The sequence below is a fragment of the Nocardioides carbamazepini genome, assembly GCF_024614185.1.
In the GTDB taxonomy this organism is placed as follows: Bacteria; Actinomycetota; Actinomycetes; order Propionibacteriales; family Nocardioidaceae; genus Nocardioides; species Nocardioides carbamazepini.
In genome coordinates, this window is sequence record NZ_JAHTLF010000018.1 from 604,818 (window position 1) to 619,859 (window position 15,042).

The 15,042-nt window shown below is 71.5% G+C and carries 14 protein-coding genes; 1 reads left to right on the top strand and 13 read right to left on the bottom strand.

Going from position 1 to position 15,042, the window contains the following annotated elements; all coding sequences use genetic code 11:
- Nucleotides 1-5: 5 nt before the first annotated feature.
- The 11 genes from KVF89_RS21585 to KVF89_RS21635 form a co-directional block, all read right to left on the bottom strand.
- Nucleotides 6-512, bottom strand: a complete 507-nt coding sequence (locus tag KVF89_RS21585; protein WP_257428537.1) for an Rv1363c family protein — start codon at nt 510-512, stop codon at nt 6-8.
- Nucleotides 509-1,015, bottom strand: a complete 507-nt coding sequence (locus KVF89_RS21590) for an Rv1363c family protein (RefSeq protein ID WP_257428538.1) — start codon at nt 1,013-1,015, stop codon at nt 509-511. Before KVF89_RS21590 ends, KVF89_RS21585 begins: the two co-directional genes overlap by 4 nt.
- Nucleotides 1,012-2,367 (bottom strand): MCE family protein, encoded by a 1,356-nt coding sequence (locus tag KVF89_RS21595; protein WP_257428539.1) that lies wholly within the window; start codon nt 2,365-2,367, stop codon nt 1,012-1,014. The genes KVF89_RS21590 and KVF89_RS21595 overlap by 4 nt, the downstream gene beginning before the upstream one ends.
- A complete protein-coding gene (locus KVF89_RS21600; RefSeq protein ID WP_257428541.1) occupies nt 2,367-3,581 on the bottom strand; it encodes an MCE family protein in 1,215 nt (404 codons plus the stop codon). The genes KVF89_RS21595 and KVF89_RS21600 overlap by 1 nt, the downstream gene beginning before the upstream one ends.
- Nucleotides 3,578-4,711, bottom strand: coding sequence for an MCE family protein (locus KVF89_RS21605; RefSeq protein WP_257428542.1), 1,134 nt, complete (start codon nt 4,709-4,711; stop codon nt 3,578-3,580). Before KVF89_RS21605 ends, KVF89_RS21600 begins: the two co-directional genes overlap by 4 nt.
- On the bottom strand, nt 4,708-5,700 hold the full coding sequence (locus KVF89_RS21610) for an MCE family protein (RefSeq protein WP_257428543.1): 993 nt from the start codon (nt 5,698-5,700) through the stop codon (nt 4,708-4,710). The genes KVF89_RS21605 and KVF89_RS21610 overlap by 4 nt, the downstream gene beginning before the upstream one ends.
- A 70-nt stretch (nt 5,701-5,770) precedes the next feature.
- Nucleotides 5,771-6,835, bottom strand: coding sequence for an MCE family protein (locus KVF89_RS21615; RefSeq protein WP_257428545.1), 1,065 nt, complete (start codon nt 6,833-6,835; stop codon nt 5,771-5,773).
- Nucleotides 6,832-8,091 (bottom strand): MCE family protein, encoded by a 1,260-nt coding sequence (locus tag KVF89_RS21620; RefSeq protein WP_257428546.1) that lies wholly within the window; start codon nt 8,089-8,091, stop codon nt 6,832-6,834. Before KVF89_RS21620 ends, KVF89_RS21615 begins: the two co-directional genes overlap by 4 nt.
- A gap of 8 nt (nt 8,092-8,099) precedes the next feature.
- Nucleotides 8,100-8,942 carry an MlaE family ABC transporter permease gene (locus KVF89_RS21625; RefSeq protein WP_257428547.1) on the bottom strand — a complete coding sequence of 281 codons (843 nt, stop codon included), beginning with the start codon at nt 8,940-8,942 and terminating at the stop codon, nt 8,100-8,102.
- Between the two features lie 7 nt (nt 8,943-8,949).
- Entirely contained in the window at nt 8,950-9,810 is an 861-nt protein-coding gene (locus KVF89_RS21630; RefSeq protein WP_257428548.1) for an MlaE family ABC transporter permease, read from the bottom strand.
- A complete protein-coding gene (locus KVF89_RS21635; RefSeq protein WP_257428550.1) occupies nt 9,807-11,564 on the bottom strand; it encodes a GMC family oxidoreductase in 1,758 nt (585 codons plus the stop codon). The genes KVF89_RS21630 and KVF89_RS21635 overlap by 4 nt, the downstream gene beginning before the upstream one ends.
- 323 nt (nt 11,565-11,887) lie before the next feature.
- Between KVF89_RS21635 and KVF89_RS21640 the strand changes: the two genes are divergently transcribed.
- Nucleotides 11,888-13,123: a PucR family transcriptional regulator gene (locus KVF89_RS21640; RefSeq protein WP_257428551.1), complete on the top strand. Its 1,236-nt coding sequence runs from the start codon at nt 11,888-11,890 to the stop codon at nt 13,121-13,123.
- 103 nt (nt 13,124-13,226) lie between these two features.
- Here the strand turns inward: KVF89_RS21640 and KVF89_RS21645 are convergent, their stop codons facing one another.
- Nucleotides 13,227-13,430: a ferredoxin gene (locus KVF89_RS21645; RefSeq protein ID WP_257428553.1), complete on the bottom strand. Its 204-nt coding sequence runs from the start codon at nt 13,428-13,430 to the stop codon at nt 13,227-13,229.
- The gene (locus KVF89_RS30155) at nt 13,427-14,890 is read right to left on the bottom strand and encodes a fatty acid desaturase (protein ID WP_273475575.1); all 1,464 of its coding nucleotides are present in this window, start codon (nt 14,888-14,890) and stop codon (nt 13,427-13,429) included. Before KVF89_RS30155 ends, KVF89_RS21645 begins: the two co-directional genes overlap by 4 nt.
- Between the last annotated feature and the right edge of the window lie 152 nt (nt 14,891-15,042).

Consider the following 15,042-nt stretch of genomic DNA (forward strand, 5'->3'; position numbering starts at 1 on the left):
GGTGGTCACACCGGCTTCAGGCCGGCGATGCGCCAGCGGTCGCCGTCACGCGCCATGGTCACCTCGACCCTGCTTCCGGAGACGGACGTCCCGCCCTTGCCGCCGTTCTCGCCCCGGGTGGCGTTGGTGGTCTGGGTGAGGAAGAGGAGGACCACGACCTGGTCGCTGTTCCCGCGCACCACCCCTGCGGCGTTGACGGCCGCGGTGGTGGAGATCCCGCGCTCGGTGGCCGTGGGACGCACGACCTCCTCGAGGATCCTGCCGTAGTCGGTCCGGAAGTCCCCGGTCGTCTGGTCGGCGGCCGCGGCGAGGTCGGCGTCGAGCGTGGCGGCGTCGTACCCCAGCAGGGTCGGGACGCGCTCCTTCGCCGCGGCGAGCGCGTCGGCGCGGGCATCGGTGAGGCCGGCGGCGCGGTGCGCCTGGAACGCGCTGAGGACCGCGGCCGCCAGCAGGAGGAGGACCAGGACCCCGGCGGCGATCCCGGTGGGGCGGAGCCTCGTGGGACGGGTCATGCGACGAACTCCAGTCCCGACACCAGCCAGGCGCCCTTCGTCCGCTGCAGGTCCACTGCGAGCCGGTAGTTGCGTGGCTCGGCGGCGTCCGTCTGCTTGTTCCGCACCGTGCCCACGGCGGCGACGACCACGGTGGCACGGTCGCCGTCGAGCTTCACGACGCCGGCCGAGACGACGTCGCCGCTCGCCTCGACGGCGTTGTCGGTCAACGCCTGCCGCAGCCTGTCGGCCTGCGACTCCAGCTCCGAGCGGAAGGAGGCGGTGGCGCCGTCGAGCAGCGCCGCCATGTCGTCGGCGGAGGTCGCCGCGCTGATGTCGATCAGCCCCTCGACCTCGGCCGTGGCCGCGGCGACGGCGTCCCGCGCCGACGCGACCCGGCCCCGCTCGTCCTGCCAGGCCAGCGCGCGCTGGCCGGTGACGAGGAGCAGCGCCACCGCCACGAGTACGACGGCGCCGCTGCGCCAGGTGAGGCGCTCGGCCAGGCTGCCGATCGTGGTCCTCACCGGACCCCCAGCGGTGCCAGTACGAGGATCTTCCACAGCTCGTCTCCTCCGGTGTCGGTGTCGGTGTCGCCGCCGGGTCCGGCGACCGGTGCTGGTGCCGCAGCGTCGTCGCCCCGGCCCACGGCGAGGTCGTAGGCGACGGTGCCGCTCGAGTCCGGCCACACGCCGGCGCCGAACGTGAGGTCGCAGGCGGCCGGGATGTTGCCCCGGCCGTCGCCCTGCGGGCAGGGCAGGTTGCGGGCACCGCGGATCGCCGTCGGGTTGTCGGGCGCGAGCTTGCAGTGCGCCAGGGTGTCGACGTCGCGGACCTCGGTGGCACGGGGGTTCCGGCGCTCCGTCGGCGGCAGGTAGCCGGCCAGGCAGGTCGGCGGGTTGTTGAGCGCCGCCCGCAGGTCGAGCTTCACGTCGCCGTGCTTCGCGCGCGGGTTGATCGCCGACTGGAGCCGCGCGACGAGGGACGGGTAGACCACCAGCGTCTGGTGCAGCTGCGGCAGATAGGTGTTGAGGACCTGCGCGTTGGTCGTCAGGTTGGCCAGCAGCACCGGCAGCACCGGCTGCAGGTCGGTGACCGTCCGGGTCGCCGCGTCCAGGCCGCCGGGTGCCTTCTTCAGCAGCGCCCGCACGGCGGCGGTGTCGTCTGCCGCGAGGGCGCCGGTCAGCTCGTCGAGGGCGGTCGCGTAGGACTGCGTCCGCGGCCCCAGGTCACGCTGCGTCTCCAGCACCGGCTGCACCGCCGCGATCAGGGAGGTCGTCGCGTCGATCTGTGCCTGCGCCTCGGTCAGCAGGCCCCCGGCCGCGTCGACCAGCTCGTTGAGATCCGGCCCGGCACCGCCGAGGCCCTCGTCGACCTGGTCGAGCACCCGCTTCGTCTCCGCCTTCGGCACCGACTCCAGCAGCCGGTTGACCGAGTCGAGGACCGGGGTGATCTGGGGCATCCCCACCGCCCGCTCCCGCGGGATCCGCGCTCCGTTCGCGAGCAGGTCGCCGCCCGGCTCCGGCTCGGAGCGCGGATCGACCAGGTCGACGTACTGCTCGCCCACCGCTGAGGTGCTGTGCAGCTCGGCGGAGGCCCCGGCGGGGATCCGCGCGTCGTCCTCCAGGCGCAGGGTGGCGACCGCGCCGCTGTCGGTGACCTCGAGCTTCGAGACCTCGCCGACCCCGACGCCGCGGTAGGTCACCGCCGCCTTGGGGTAGAGGCCGCTCGCGTCGGCGAAGTCGACGGTGACGTCGTAGACCCCGAGGCCGACCATGGCCGGGACCTTGGCGTACTGGAAGAAGGCGAGGCCGAGGGCCACGAGCGCGAGGACCGTGAAGATCCGCAGCTGGCGCTTGATCAGGGGCGTCAGCAGCATCAGCAGCCTCCCAGGAGCTTGGTGAGCAGCCCGCAGCTCGTGGGCTGCTCGGACGGCGTGGCCGGGGCCGGCTCGGCGGGCTGGTCGCCAGGGGCCTCCGCGGTGGGGGCCGGCACCTCCGGCGCCGGCGTCCCCGGGTCCGGGGTCGCGGCCGGGGGCGCGAGCGGGTCCTCGACCGGGTCGCCGGCCTGGAGGGCCGGCGGCAGCACCCCACCGAGCCAGGCCGACAGCAGGCTGCTGTCGCGCAGGTCGAGCGTGGCGAACAGGTTGGCGTAGTCGCCACGTATCGCGTTGCGGGCCGTCATCACCGGGAACGGGATGGTCAGGCCGAGCTTCAGCGCCTCGGGCAGCGACGCGCTGGCCTCGCCGAGGTGGGTGAGGATCGGTCCGAGCGACTCGAGGTTGGCGAGCAGCGCGGTCTCGCTGGCGTGGATCACCTGGACCGCGCGGTGGCCGGTGCGGCTGGTCTTCGTGACCGCCTTGACCAGCCGGTTGCGCTCCTGGTCGAGCACCTTCAGGCCGGGGGTGATCCGGTCGATGGCCGTGGCGATCTGCTCCTGGTCCTCGCGCAGCCCGGCGCTGAGGCTGTCGAGCGACTCCAGGGCGGCGACGATCTCGAGCTTGTTCTCGTCGAGGACGGCGAGCAGGTCGTTGGTGTGCCGGATCAGGCCGCGGGTGTCGGGCACCCGGTCGCGCAGCGCGGTCGACAGCTCGCCGGTGATCGTGCTGATCTGCGAGAGGCCGCCGTTGTTGAGCAGCAGCGCGACGGCGCCGAGGACCTGCTCGGTGGCGGGATAGGTTCCCGTCTGCGCGACGGGGACCACCGCGCCCTCGGCGAGGCGGCCACCGGCGGTGTCCGACGGGGCCGACACCTCGACGTACTGGGCGCCGAGCAGGGTCTTCTGCCCGATCGAGAACACGGCGTCGGCCGGCAGCTCGACGTCCTCGAGCAGGTGGAGGTCGACGACCGCCTCCCAGCCCTCGGTGCGGATCTTGCCGACGGTGCCGATCACGACGTTGTCCTTCTGGACCGTCGAGTTGGGGACCAGGTTCTCGATCTGGTCGAAGTGCACCTCGACCGTGTAGCCGTCGTCCCCGACGGCGGTCTGGCCGGGCAGCGTGTTGTCGTTGGGCTGGATCGCGCAGCCGGAGCCGACGAGCGCGGCGGCCGCGACGACGGGCGCCAGCCGTCGCGCCAGCGTACGGCGGCTCACCGGTCGTCTCCCTTCTCGGCACCAGTCGCCGCACCCGGGCCGCCGGGCAGCGGCAGCTTGCTGGTGTCCCCGGTCGGGTTCAGCCCGAGCAGGTCGATCAGGGGTTGCAGCACCTTCGCGCACTGCTCGGCGGTGCCGCCGACACCGAGGACCGCGCCGCACAGCAGCTGCGGCACGTTGTCGAGCGCCGAGAGCGTGGCCCGGCCGGTGATGGCCTGGTCCTGGATGGTGTTGCTGAGGTCGACGATCGCGTGCGGCGCGACGTGCAGGACCCCGGCGAGCTCGTTGGAGCGGTCCGCGAGGGTCGCCGCCAGCAGGTTCAGGTCGGTGGTCGACGTACGGATGCTCTTGCGGTGCTTCTTGAAGTACCTCTCCGTCACGGACAGCACCTCGGCGAGGTCGGCGACGGCTCCGGTCAGGTCGGTGCGGTTCGCGGCGAGGTAGGTGCTCACGTCGTCGAGCTCGGTGGTGAACCCGCGCACGGCGGCGTCGTTGAGCGCCAGGTTGCGGGTGAACTTGTCGAGGTTCTCGATCGTGGAGAACAGGTCCGAGCGGCCGTCGGACAGCGCCGTCGCCGCGCTGCGCAGCTCGGCGATCGAGGTCCGCAGCTGGTCGGAGTTGCCTTCGGCGAGACTCCGGTCGATCGACCTGATCGCCACCGCGAGTGGACCGTCCTGCTTCCCGGCGTCCGGTCCCAGCGTGGTGGCCAGGTCGGTCAGCTGCTGCTTCACGTCGTCGAAGGTGACCGGCACCGCCGTCCGCTCCCGCGCGATGGTGGCGCCGTCCTCGAGCCGCGGGCCGCCGTCGTAGACGGGCTCGAGCTGGACGAACCGCCCGCTGACCAGGCTCGGCGACACGATCGCCGCTCGCGCGTCGGCCGGGATCGGCTGCCCGGCGTCGACCTTCAGGGTGACCAGCACGCCCTCGGCCTCGTTCTCGATGCCCGTGATCGTGCCGACCTTGACGCCGAGCACCCTCACGTCGTCCTTGACGTTGAGGCCCTCCGCACTGGAGAAGTAGGCCCGCACCGTGGTGCTGCTCGTGTCGCGGTTCCACGCGAGCGCACCGACGACCACGGCGGCGACCAGGAGCACGGCCAGGACGCGACGTCCTGTGATGAGCGACGTCATGGGATCACTCCGGAGAGGACGGGGACGAGGGTCCCGGGCGAGGTGAGGTTCTGGATGTAGGCGTCGAACCAGGGCCCGCTGGAGATCGCCTCGCCGAAGGCGGTGGCATAGCCACGCAGGCCGACGATGCTCGCCTGCAGGTCCTCCCTGTTCTCGTTGAGCACCCCGACCACGCCGTCGAGCTCGTCGAGGGCCGGGCCGAGCACGTCGTCGGTGTCCTTCAGCAGCAGCCGCAGCTGGGCGGCGAGCTCACGGGCGCTCTTCAGCAGTCCGACGACGACGTCCTGGCGCGCGTCGAGCTCACCGAGCAGCGAGCGACCGGACCCGAGCAGGGACGCGATCTGCTGGTCCCGGCTCGCCAGTACCCCGGTGACGCTGTCGGCGCGGGCGACCAGCGAGCGCAGCTCGTCGTCATTGGCGGAGACCGCCCGGGACAGGGCGGTGATCCCGTCGAGCGCGGGTCGCAGGTCGGGGCTGGCCGAGCCGAGCGTCTGCGACGCCTGGTCCAGCGCGGCCGCGAGCTGCTCCTTGTCGATCTCGGCCGTGGTCTCGGTGAGCTCGTTGAGCGTGCTCGTCAGGTTGTAGGGCGACGAGGTGCGCGCGAGCGGGATCGACTCCCCCGCCCCGATCTCCCCGCGGCCACGGGGCACGAGCTCGACGGCGGCGCGGCCGAGCAGGGTCATCGTGATGATCCGCGCCTCGGTGCGGTCCCCGAGCACGATCCCGCTGTCGATGAGCACGATGTCGGCGACCACGTGCGACCTGTCGAGCCGGACCTCGCGGACCCTGCCGACCTGGGCCCCGGAGACCATCACCGCGTCGCCGCCCTTGAGCCCGCCGGCCTCGGCGAACCGGACGTGCACGACGTCGCTGTTGCCGATCAGCGGCAGCCGGTTGATGTTGAGGGCGGCGACCACGACCAGCGCCAGCACGACGGTGCCGAGGAGGCCGCGCACGGCCAGCCGGTCGGGACTGACCACACGCGTCATTTCGGGATCCCCGACGAGTTGTGCGCCGGAGGAGCGCAGCGGGGGAGGTGCAGAGCTCGATGGGGTGAAGTCACTTCTTGCACCTCGGGGCGTCGGAGTAGATCCACGGCGTGGTGACGTCGGCACCGGCGAGCCCGGTCTGGACGCGCACGCCGCAGAGGAAGAAGTTGAAGAAGTTGCCGTAGGAGGCCGAGTTCTGGACCGCGCGGTAGTGCCCGGGCAGGTTCTGCAGGACCGTGGCGAGCGTGTCCGCGTTCTCGTTGATGCCACGGGCGGAGACGGCGAGGCCCTGGAGGTCGGCTCGCAGGTCACCCCGGGCCTTCGTGACCAGGTCGGAGGTGGTCGTCGCGAACTCGTCGATCCGCGCCGCCGCGTCGAGGACCTGGGTGTCCTGCGCGTCCAGCCCGGTCAGCAGGTCGTCGAGGCGGTCCAGCAGCAGCCCGACGGTGTCCTTGCGCTCGTCGAAGGTGCCGAGCACGCTGTTGAGGTTGCGGATCACCTGCCCGATCAGCTCCTCCCGGCTGCCGATCGTCGTGCTGAAGGAGGCCACCCGCCGCACCAGCGTGGCGACGGCGGCCTGCTGGCCCTGGAGCACCTGCACCAGCTGGCCGGACAGCTCGTTGACCTGGGTCGGGCTGAGGCCGGCGAAGAGCGGCTTGAACCCGTTGAGCAGGGTGTCGAGGTCGAGCGCCGACGCCGTCTGCGCGACGGGGAGGGTGCCGCCGACCGGAAGCTCCGCTCCACCACCCGCCTCGTCGTCGGAGCCGCGGGTCAGCTGGACCACCCGGTCGCCGATCAGGTTGCGGTACTGGATCGTCGCGCGCGTGCCCTTCGTCAGCCGCTGGTCTTCGCGGACGTCGAACCTGACCAGGACGGTGTTGTCCCGCTGCACGTCGATGCCGGTCACCTTGCCGACGTCGACACCGGCGACCCGGACCTCGTCACCGACCGCCAGGCCCGACACGTCGTCGAACACGGCGCGGTAGTCCTCACGGTCGCCGGGCCGGTACTCACCGGTGACGGCAGCGACCCACACGGTGAACGCAGCGGCCATCGCGAGGAAGGCGGTGAACTTGACCAGGTCGGCACGCTGGCGCCGCTTCTCCGGGCTGAGCCGGTTGCTGCGGGCACTCATGGCAGGTTCGCCCCTCCCTTGACCAGGCCGAGCAGGGTGTCGAGAACCGCCTGGCTCGGAGTCGGCTGCGGGCCGACGTGCGGGTTGGCACCGGTCCGGAAGGACGGTGGCGTCGCCCTGCCCTCCTGGGCGTCGACGTACGGCAGGCCGTAGCAGCTCGGGCCGTTGTCGGCGCCGAGATCGGGCAGGTTCTCCTCGTAGGTGTAGGGATCCCGCCCCGGGATGACCCGGGTGAGCGTGGTGACCCCGGGATGCGTCCCGCCGACCGCGGCCTCGGCGAGCTTGTTGGCCGAGGCCAGGCCGAGGACCAGGCACGGCAGCTCCGGCGAGTACCGCTCGAGCACGTCGGTCACCGGGCGCAGCAGGCCGAGCGAGGTGACCAGGCCGTGCTGGGAGCTGCGCAGCAGGATGTCCGCCTGGTCGCTGAACCCGGTGAGACTGCGCTCCAACGCGCGGATCGAGGCCTGCTGGCGGACCAGGGTCGCGGAGACCTCGCCGGTCTGGGTGAGGGCGCCCACGAGATCGGGCCGGGCGACGTCGTACACGTCGGCGACGTCGTCGGCGACCCGGAGGTCGGCCGCCAGCGTCCGCAGGGACGGGTTGAAGGAGCGCAGATAGGTGTCGGTCTGGGTGATCAGGTCCCCGATCAGCTCGCCGCGCTCCTCCACGGCGCCGGCGACCGCCGTCAGTGCGGAGTTCACCTCCGCCGGGCGGGCGACGTCGAGCACCTTGGTCAGGTTCTCGAAGGCCTCGTCGACCTCGACGGTCACCCGGTCGGCCGGGATCACCGCACCGGCGCGGATCCTCTCGCCGCCGCCGCCACCGCCACCGCCGGCACCGGCATCATCGCCATCGGCCGGGGGCGTGAGCTGGACGTACTTGGCGCCGAACGCCGTCGGCGGCACGATCTGCGCGGTCACGTCCGCCGGCACGCGGTCGACCTTGTCGGCGTCGATCTCCAGCTCGATGCTCACCTGGCCGCCGCCGTCTCCGGCACCGAGGTCGCTGTCGATCCGGCCGACCCGGCCGATCTCGACGCCGCGCAGCTTGATCGGGGCGCCGGACGCGAGCGTGAGACCGGCCCGGTCCGACCGGACCGTCACCACGACGTTGTCCTCGAAGGCACCGCGGTACTTGGCGATCGTGCCCACGATCAGCAGGCCGATGAGGGCGACGAAGAGGAACCCGTAGACGACCTGCCGGTCGACGTGGTGGGCATGCTTCTCCCGGGTGGCTCGCCTGCTCCGTGCGGTCATGGTCCGGCTCACCCCGCGATGTGGACCGACGGACCGCCCCAGACGGCGATCGCGAAGATCAGGTCGATGAACATGGTGCAGATGAGGGCGGAGCGCACGGCCTTGCCGACCGCCTTGCCCACGCCCGCGGGGCCGCCGGACGCCCGGAAGCCGTGGTAGCAGCAGATCGACACGATCACCAGCGCCATCAGCGCAACCTTCACCATCGCGAGGAACAGGTCGCTCGGGATGAGGAAGGTGTCGAAGTAGTGCTGGTAGGTGCCCGGCGCCTGGTCGTAGCCGACGGTGACGACGAGGTAGGTCGCCAGCCAGCACATCATCAGCGCGATGGCGAAGAGCGGTACGACGGCGATCAGGCCCGCGATGATCCGCGTGGTCACCAGGTAGGGCACGGGCGGGACCGCCATCACCTCGAGCGCGTCGATCTCCTCGCTGACCCGCATCGCCCCGATCTGCGCGGTGAAGCCGGCGCCGACGGTCGCCGTCAGCGCGATGCCCGCGATGATCGGCGCGACCTCGCGGGTGTTGAAGTAGGCGGAGAAGAACCCCGACAGCGTGGACACCCCGATGTTGTCGAAGGACGTGTAGGCCTGCAGACCGACCTCGATGCCGGCGGCCGCGGTGAGGAAGCCGATGACGAGCACGGTGCCGCCGATCAGGGCGAGCGCGCCGGAGCCGAGGGAGACCTCGGCCAGCAGGCGGACGACCTCCTTCGGGTAGTGCTTGAGCACCCGCGGCATGTGGGAGTAGGCGCTGCCGTGGAAGCTCAGCTGGTCGCCGAGGCGACGCAGCGACGACATCGGCTTGCCGATGTGGCGGGCGAGGAACTCGCCCGGCGAGATCGTGCTCATCGGCCGATCACGCTCCCAGCTTGATCTGGAGGAAGAGCGCGCTGATCACGCTGTTGGCCGCGAAGAGCAGCATGAACGCGAACACCACGGTCTGGTTCACCGCTTCGCCGACGCCCTTGGGTCCGCCCTTGGCGTTGAGGCCGAGGTAGCAGGCGGTCAGGCCGGCCAGCAGGCCGAAGACCGCCGCCTTGGCCTCGGAGGCCAGGAAGTCCGGCAGCCCGACCAGCAGCGTGAGGTCGGAGAGGTAGAGGCCGGGGGTGGCACCCTGCAGCACGACGGAGAAGAAGTAGCCGCCGACCAGGCCGACCACCGTCACCATGCCGTTGAGCGCGACGCCGACCAGGGTCGAGGCCACCACCCGGGGTACGACGAGCCGCTCGATCGGGTCGATGCCGAGGGTGACCATCGCGTCGATCTCCTCGCGGATCTTGCGCGACCCGAGGTCGGCGCAGATGGCCGTGGCCCCGGCACCGGCGACGACGAGCACGCTCACGATCGGGCCGATCTCGCGGACCACCGCGACCGCGGCACCGGCTCCGGCGAGGTCGACCGCGCCGATCTGGATGAGCAGCTGGTTGACCTGGAAGATGATCACGACGCAGAAGGGGATCGACACCAGCAGCGCCGGGCCGAAGGACACGGTCGTGATGAACCACGCCTGGGAGACGAACTCGCGGAACTGGAAGCGCCGGGTGAACATCTGGGCGAACACCTTGCCGACGAAGCCGTAGAAGTCGCCGAAGGTCGACAGGGCCTTGAAGGGCAGCGTCCCCCGCACGGCGTCGCGGGCCATCCGGCGGGTCTCCGGCGTCATGCCGGCGGGTCCCGCCTGCTCGGCGGGGGTCGGCCGCGCGGGCGCCACGGTCATGCGGTCGCCTCGCCCTGCACGACGTACAGGGGCAGGCGCAGCGCAGCCGGTGCGGTCGGGGGCACAGCCGGCCGCACCGGCGCGATCGGGGAGAGCCGCTCGTAGCCGGCTCCGAGGTCGGGGCGGCGATCGAACTCGCCCCGGTTGGGCCACACGGCCATGGCGCGCTCCGCCTGCGCGGTGATGGTGAGGCTGGGGTTCACGCCCAGGTTCGCGGAGATCGCGGCGCCGTCGACGACGTGCAGGCCGGGGTGCCCGTAGACGCGGTGGTAGGCATCGATCACGCCGCTCTCCGGGGAGTCGCCGATGGGGCAGCCGCCCAGGAAGTGCGCGGTCATGGGGATGTTGAGGATCTCGCCGGCCGTGCTGTAGGAGCCACCGTCGATCTTGTCGCTGATCCGGCGCACGACCTCGTTGGCCGCGGGGATCCAGGTCGGGTTCGGCTCACCGTGCCCCTGCCGCGAGGTGAGCCGCACCTTGTCCTTGTGGCGCAGCCGGCACCTCTTCGGGAAGACCGTGATCGAGTTGTCACTGGTCTGCATGACCAGCGCGATGATGGTGCGCTCGGGCCAGCTGCCGAGGCCGCCGTACACGGACAGGAGCAGCAACGGGTGGCGGAACGCCTGCCCGACCCAGCGCAGCCAGCGCGGCACCCGGCCGCCACCGTCGGTCATCAGGGTGAGCAGCAGCCCCATCAGGCCCGAGCCCTTGCCGTAGCGGACCGGCTCGACGTGGGTCACCTCGTCGGGGTGGATCGAGGACGTGATCGCGACGCCGTGGTGGAAGTCGTACTCGCCCTTGTTGCGCAGCTTCGTGCTCGACGCGCACAGCGCCTCGGAGTTGGTGCGGGTCAGGTGGCCGAGCCGGTCGGAGAGCTCGGGCAGGTCGCCGCTGCGGCGCATCCCGTGCAGCAGCTCCTGGGTGCCCCAGGTGCCGGCGGCCAGCACGACCTGGCGGGCGGTGAGGGTCGTCGTCCGGCGGGCGGAGCGACCGGAGCGGTGCGTGACCACGTCGTACCCGCCGCCGTCGCGGGGCCGGATCGCCGCCACGGTGGTGCGCTCGCGGACCTCGGCGCCGATCTTCTCGGCGAGGTAGAGGTAGTTCTTGAGCAGCGTGTTCTTGGCGTTGTGGCGACAGCCCGTCATGCACTCGCCGCACTCCAGGCAGCCGCGGCGCTCGGGACCGGCGCCGCCGAAGTACGGGTCCGCGATCGCCTCGCCCGGCCGCTTGGTGTCGCCGGGTCCGAAGCAGACGCCGACGGGCGTGGCCCGGTAGGTGTCGCCCACGCCCATCTCGTCGGCGACCTCCTTCATGATCACGTCGCTCGGCGTGACCGTCGGGTTCTCGACGACCCCGAGCATCCGGCTCGCCTGGTCGTAGTACGGCGCCAGCTCGGCCTTCCAGTCGGTGATGCGCGCCCACTGCGGATCGTCGTAGAACGCGTTCGACTTGGGCCGGTAGAGCGTGTTGGCGTAGACCAGCGAGCCGCCGCCCACGCCCGCTCCGGCCAGGACGACCACGTCGCGCAGCAGCCGGATCCGCTGGATCCCGAAGCAGCCGAGCCGGGGCGCGAAGAGGAACTTGCGCACGTCCCACGACGTCTTCGCGAACTCCTCGTCCTCGAAGCGGCGGCCGGCCTCGAGAACGAGCACCCGGTAGCCCTTCTCGGCGAGGCGGAGGGCGGTGACCGAGCCGCCGAAGCCGGAGCCGACCACGACGACGTCGTACTCGACGTCTGTTGGCTCAGTGCGCATGCGGCAGCACCCCCAGGAGAGCGGCCGGCCCCTGTGCCGGGCTGGCCTGTGAGGGCACAGTCCACCCGGTGACGGCCGTCACGCTCTCGTGGCGGCGGTCCAAAGATGGCCGGGGCCTTTGTCCCGGTGCACAAAGACGCGGTGCACGTCCTAGGGAAGCACTGATCAACGGCGCCGTCGCGAGCGTCGCGAGACGCGTGCGATGGCAAGGCGCAGGCGCGAAGGCATGCTGGGCGCACGTCGAGCGTCTGCAACGCCGCCAGCGTGCGCGTGTCGCGGCGCGCAGTAGGCGGCATTGATCAGTGGTTCCCTAAGGTGAGGCCGTGAGCAGCGAGTCGATGCCGCCGGACCTGGCGCCCTGGCTCCTGGCGTACGTCGCCGAGCAGGCCCAGCCCGACGAGGTCGAGAGCTGGGTCGACCGGGTGACCAACTCGATCCTCACCGAGATGCCCGAGGTCGGCACCGTCGAGGGACTGCCCGAGCAGGTGCGGATCACCGTGCGCGAGCACTGGGTCGCGTTCCTCGGTGACTTCGCGCAGCCCGAGCAGCACTTCCACCTCGTCGAGGCCGCCCGCCGGCTCTCGGTCGAGCTGGCCGACCGGCAGCTGCCGCTGGAGATGCTCATCCGGTTCTACCGGGTGGCCCAGCAGGAGGTCTGGGACTACGTCAGCGAGCTGATCAGGGCACTGCCGCCGGGCGACTTCGACCGGGCCGATCTCCTCATGTACTTCTGGAACCGGGCCGGGGTCTGGCTCGACCAGTCGATCACCGAGTCGGTCGCGACGTACGAGGCCGCCCGCTCACGCGTCCTGGCCGGGGCGGCGGCCCAGCGCTACGAGTCCGTGCGGGCGATCCTCGCCGCCGAGCTGACCGACCCGCGCGAGGCGTCGGCCGCCCTCGGCGGCTACCCGATCTCGGTCCACCACACCGCGGTCGTGCTGTCGGTCGGGGACGCCGAGCAGGCCGGGACCCTGGAGTCGCTCGCGGCCGAGCTGGCCCGGCGGATCGGCGCCGCGAACCCGCTCATCGTCAAGCCGGGCGGCCGCCAGCTGTGGATGTGGCTCGGCACCCGCGACCAGCCCGACCTCTCCGGTCTCGCGGCGGCCGCGACCGACCTGCGCCACGAGAGCGTGGTCGTCGGCGTCGGCTCCGCGACGCCGGGCATCGCCGGGTTCGTGGCCTCCCACCGCGAGGCCCAGGGCACCCTGCGGGTCACCGCCGCCGACACCGAGGACTGGCTCGCCGTCTACTCCGACGTCGAGCTCCCGGTGCTGCTGGGCTGCTCTCCCGAGGTCGACCGGTTCATGACCCGCCAGCTCGGGCCGCTGGCGGGTCAGGAGGAGGGCGTCCAGCGGATCCGGGAGACGCTGACGGCGTACCTCGACAGCGGCGGCAGTGCGGAGGAGGCCGCCCGCGCGCTCGTGGTGCACCGCAACACGATCCGGTACCGACTCGGCCAGGCCGAGGAGATGCTCGGCAGGCCGATCACCCGGATCAGCCCGCAGCTCGCCGTCGCGCTGCGCCACCACGACCTGTTCCACCGGCCCGGCGCAGACTAAGGCTGCAATCCCGCCGACCCGGCGCATCTTTACGCCCAGAACTCACCGACCCGGCGCCTTTTGAACGCGCCGGGCCGGCCGGACGACAGCACCGAGGTGTCGCTCAGCCCTCCAGGGTCAGGGCCAGCACGGGACAGGCCTGGACGGCGGCGTACACGTGGGCCCGGTCGGACTCGGGCGGGCTCTCGTCGAGGACGGTGACCAGTTCCTCGTCCTCGTCGACCTCGAAGTAGTCGTTGGCCATGGACTCGCACATCCCCAGGCCCTCGCACTTCTTCAGGTCCGCGACGATGTGCATCGCACTCATGCTCCGACCTTGCTGATGTCGTGGCTGCGGGGCTCGACGGCCTTGAAGTCGACCTTCTCGCGGACACCGCAGTCGGGACAGCACCAGTCGTCCGGGACGTCCTTCCAGGCAGTGCCGGCGGCGAAGCCCTCCAGCTCGTTGCCCTCGGCGACCTCGTAGGTGTACTGGCAGCCGGGGCACTGCGCGGCGAGCACCTCGTCGGCGAAGCCGTGCGCGCTGGTGTCGGCCGCCAGCTCTGCCTCGCGGGCCAGCAGCTCGGCGGGGACCGGGTGCTTCCTCAGCAGCTTCTCCCGCTTGGCCGGCTGGAGGTTGGCGAGGCGCAGGTCGCCGTCGTAGTGGGCGAGGACCCGCTTGTCCATGAGGGCCCGGAAGGCCGGCGGGAACATGGCGACCACGATCATGCCGGTGTAGCCGGTCGGCAGCACCGGCGCGTCCTTGAAGTCGCGCAGCGTCTGGTAGCGCCGGGTCGGGTTGGCGTGGTGGTCGCTGTGGCGCTGCAGGTGGTAGAGCAGCACGTTCGTGGCGATGTTGTTGGAGTTCCACGAGTGCGCGGGCGTGACCCGCTCGTAGCGCATCTTGCCCGGGGTGCCGACCTTCTGCCGCACCATGCCGTAGTGCTCCATGTAGTTGACGACCTCGAGGAGGGAGAAGCCGACGACCGCCTGGAGGACCAGGTACGGCAGCAGCGTCAGCGGGTTGACGTCGTACGCGAGGCCGAGCCAGAGCATCAGGCCACCCCACAGGGCGACCGTCATCAGCCAGGCGTTGAGCACGTCGTTGCCGAGGTGGAACGGGTGCGTGCCCTTGCGCTGGTAGCGCTTGGCCTCGAGCTCCCACGAGCTCTTCAGCGAGCCGGCGACGGTGCGCGGCCAGAACCGGTAGACGCTCTCGCCCATGCGGGCGCTGGCCGGGTCCTCGGGGGTCGCGACGCGGACATGGTGGCCGCGGTTGTGCTCGATGTAGAAGTGGCCGTAGAAGGTCTGCGCCAGCGCGATCTTCGACGCCCAGCGCTCCACCGACTCGCGCTTGTGGCCCAGCTCGTGCGCGGTGTTGATCGCGACGCCGCCGACGACGCCCACCGAGATCGCCAGTCCCACCTTGGCCAGCACGGACATGTCCGTCGTGGCGAGGTACCAGATCGCCGCCACGAAGCCGCCGTACTGGACCGGGAGGTAGAGGTAGGTCACCCAGCGGTAGTACTTGTCGTTCTCGAGCGCGTCGATCACGTCGTCCGGCGGGTTGGTGCTGTCGTACCCGGCGATCAGGTCGAGGAGGGGGATGAGCCCGAAGAACACGACCGGTGTCAGCCAGAAGAAGAGGGCGCTGCCGCTCGCCTCGAAGAGCGCGATCCCCACGATCGGGGTCAGCGGGACGACCAGCCCGAGGACCCACAGATAGCGCTTCTTGTCGCGCCACGGGACGGTCGTGCCGTCTGCTCCTCGGGTTGCGTACTTGGCCATCGGATGCCTCCTCGGACGTGGCGACGGCCATGTGGTCACGGTCGCCGGGGTAGGCCTCAACGGTGGCAGCGCGCACGGATCGGACTCTCGGGCGAGGCGCACAACTTGGGCCGGAGGCGTTGGCGGCCTGCACAACGTGGACCACGCCGGGA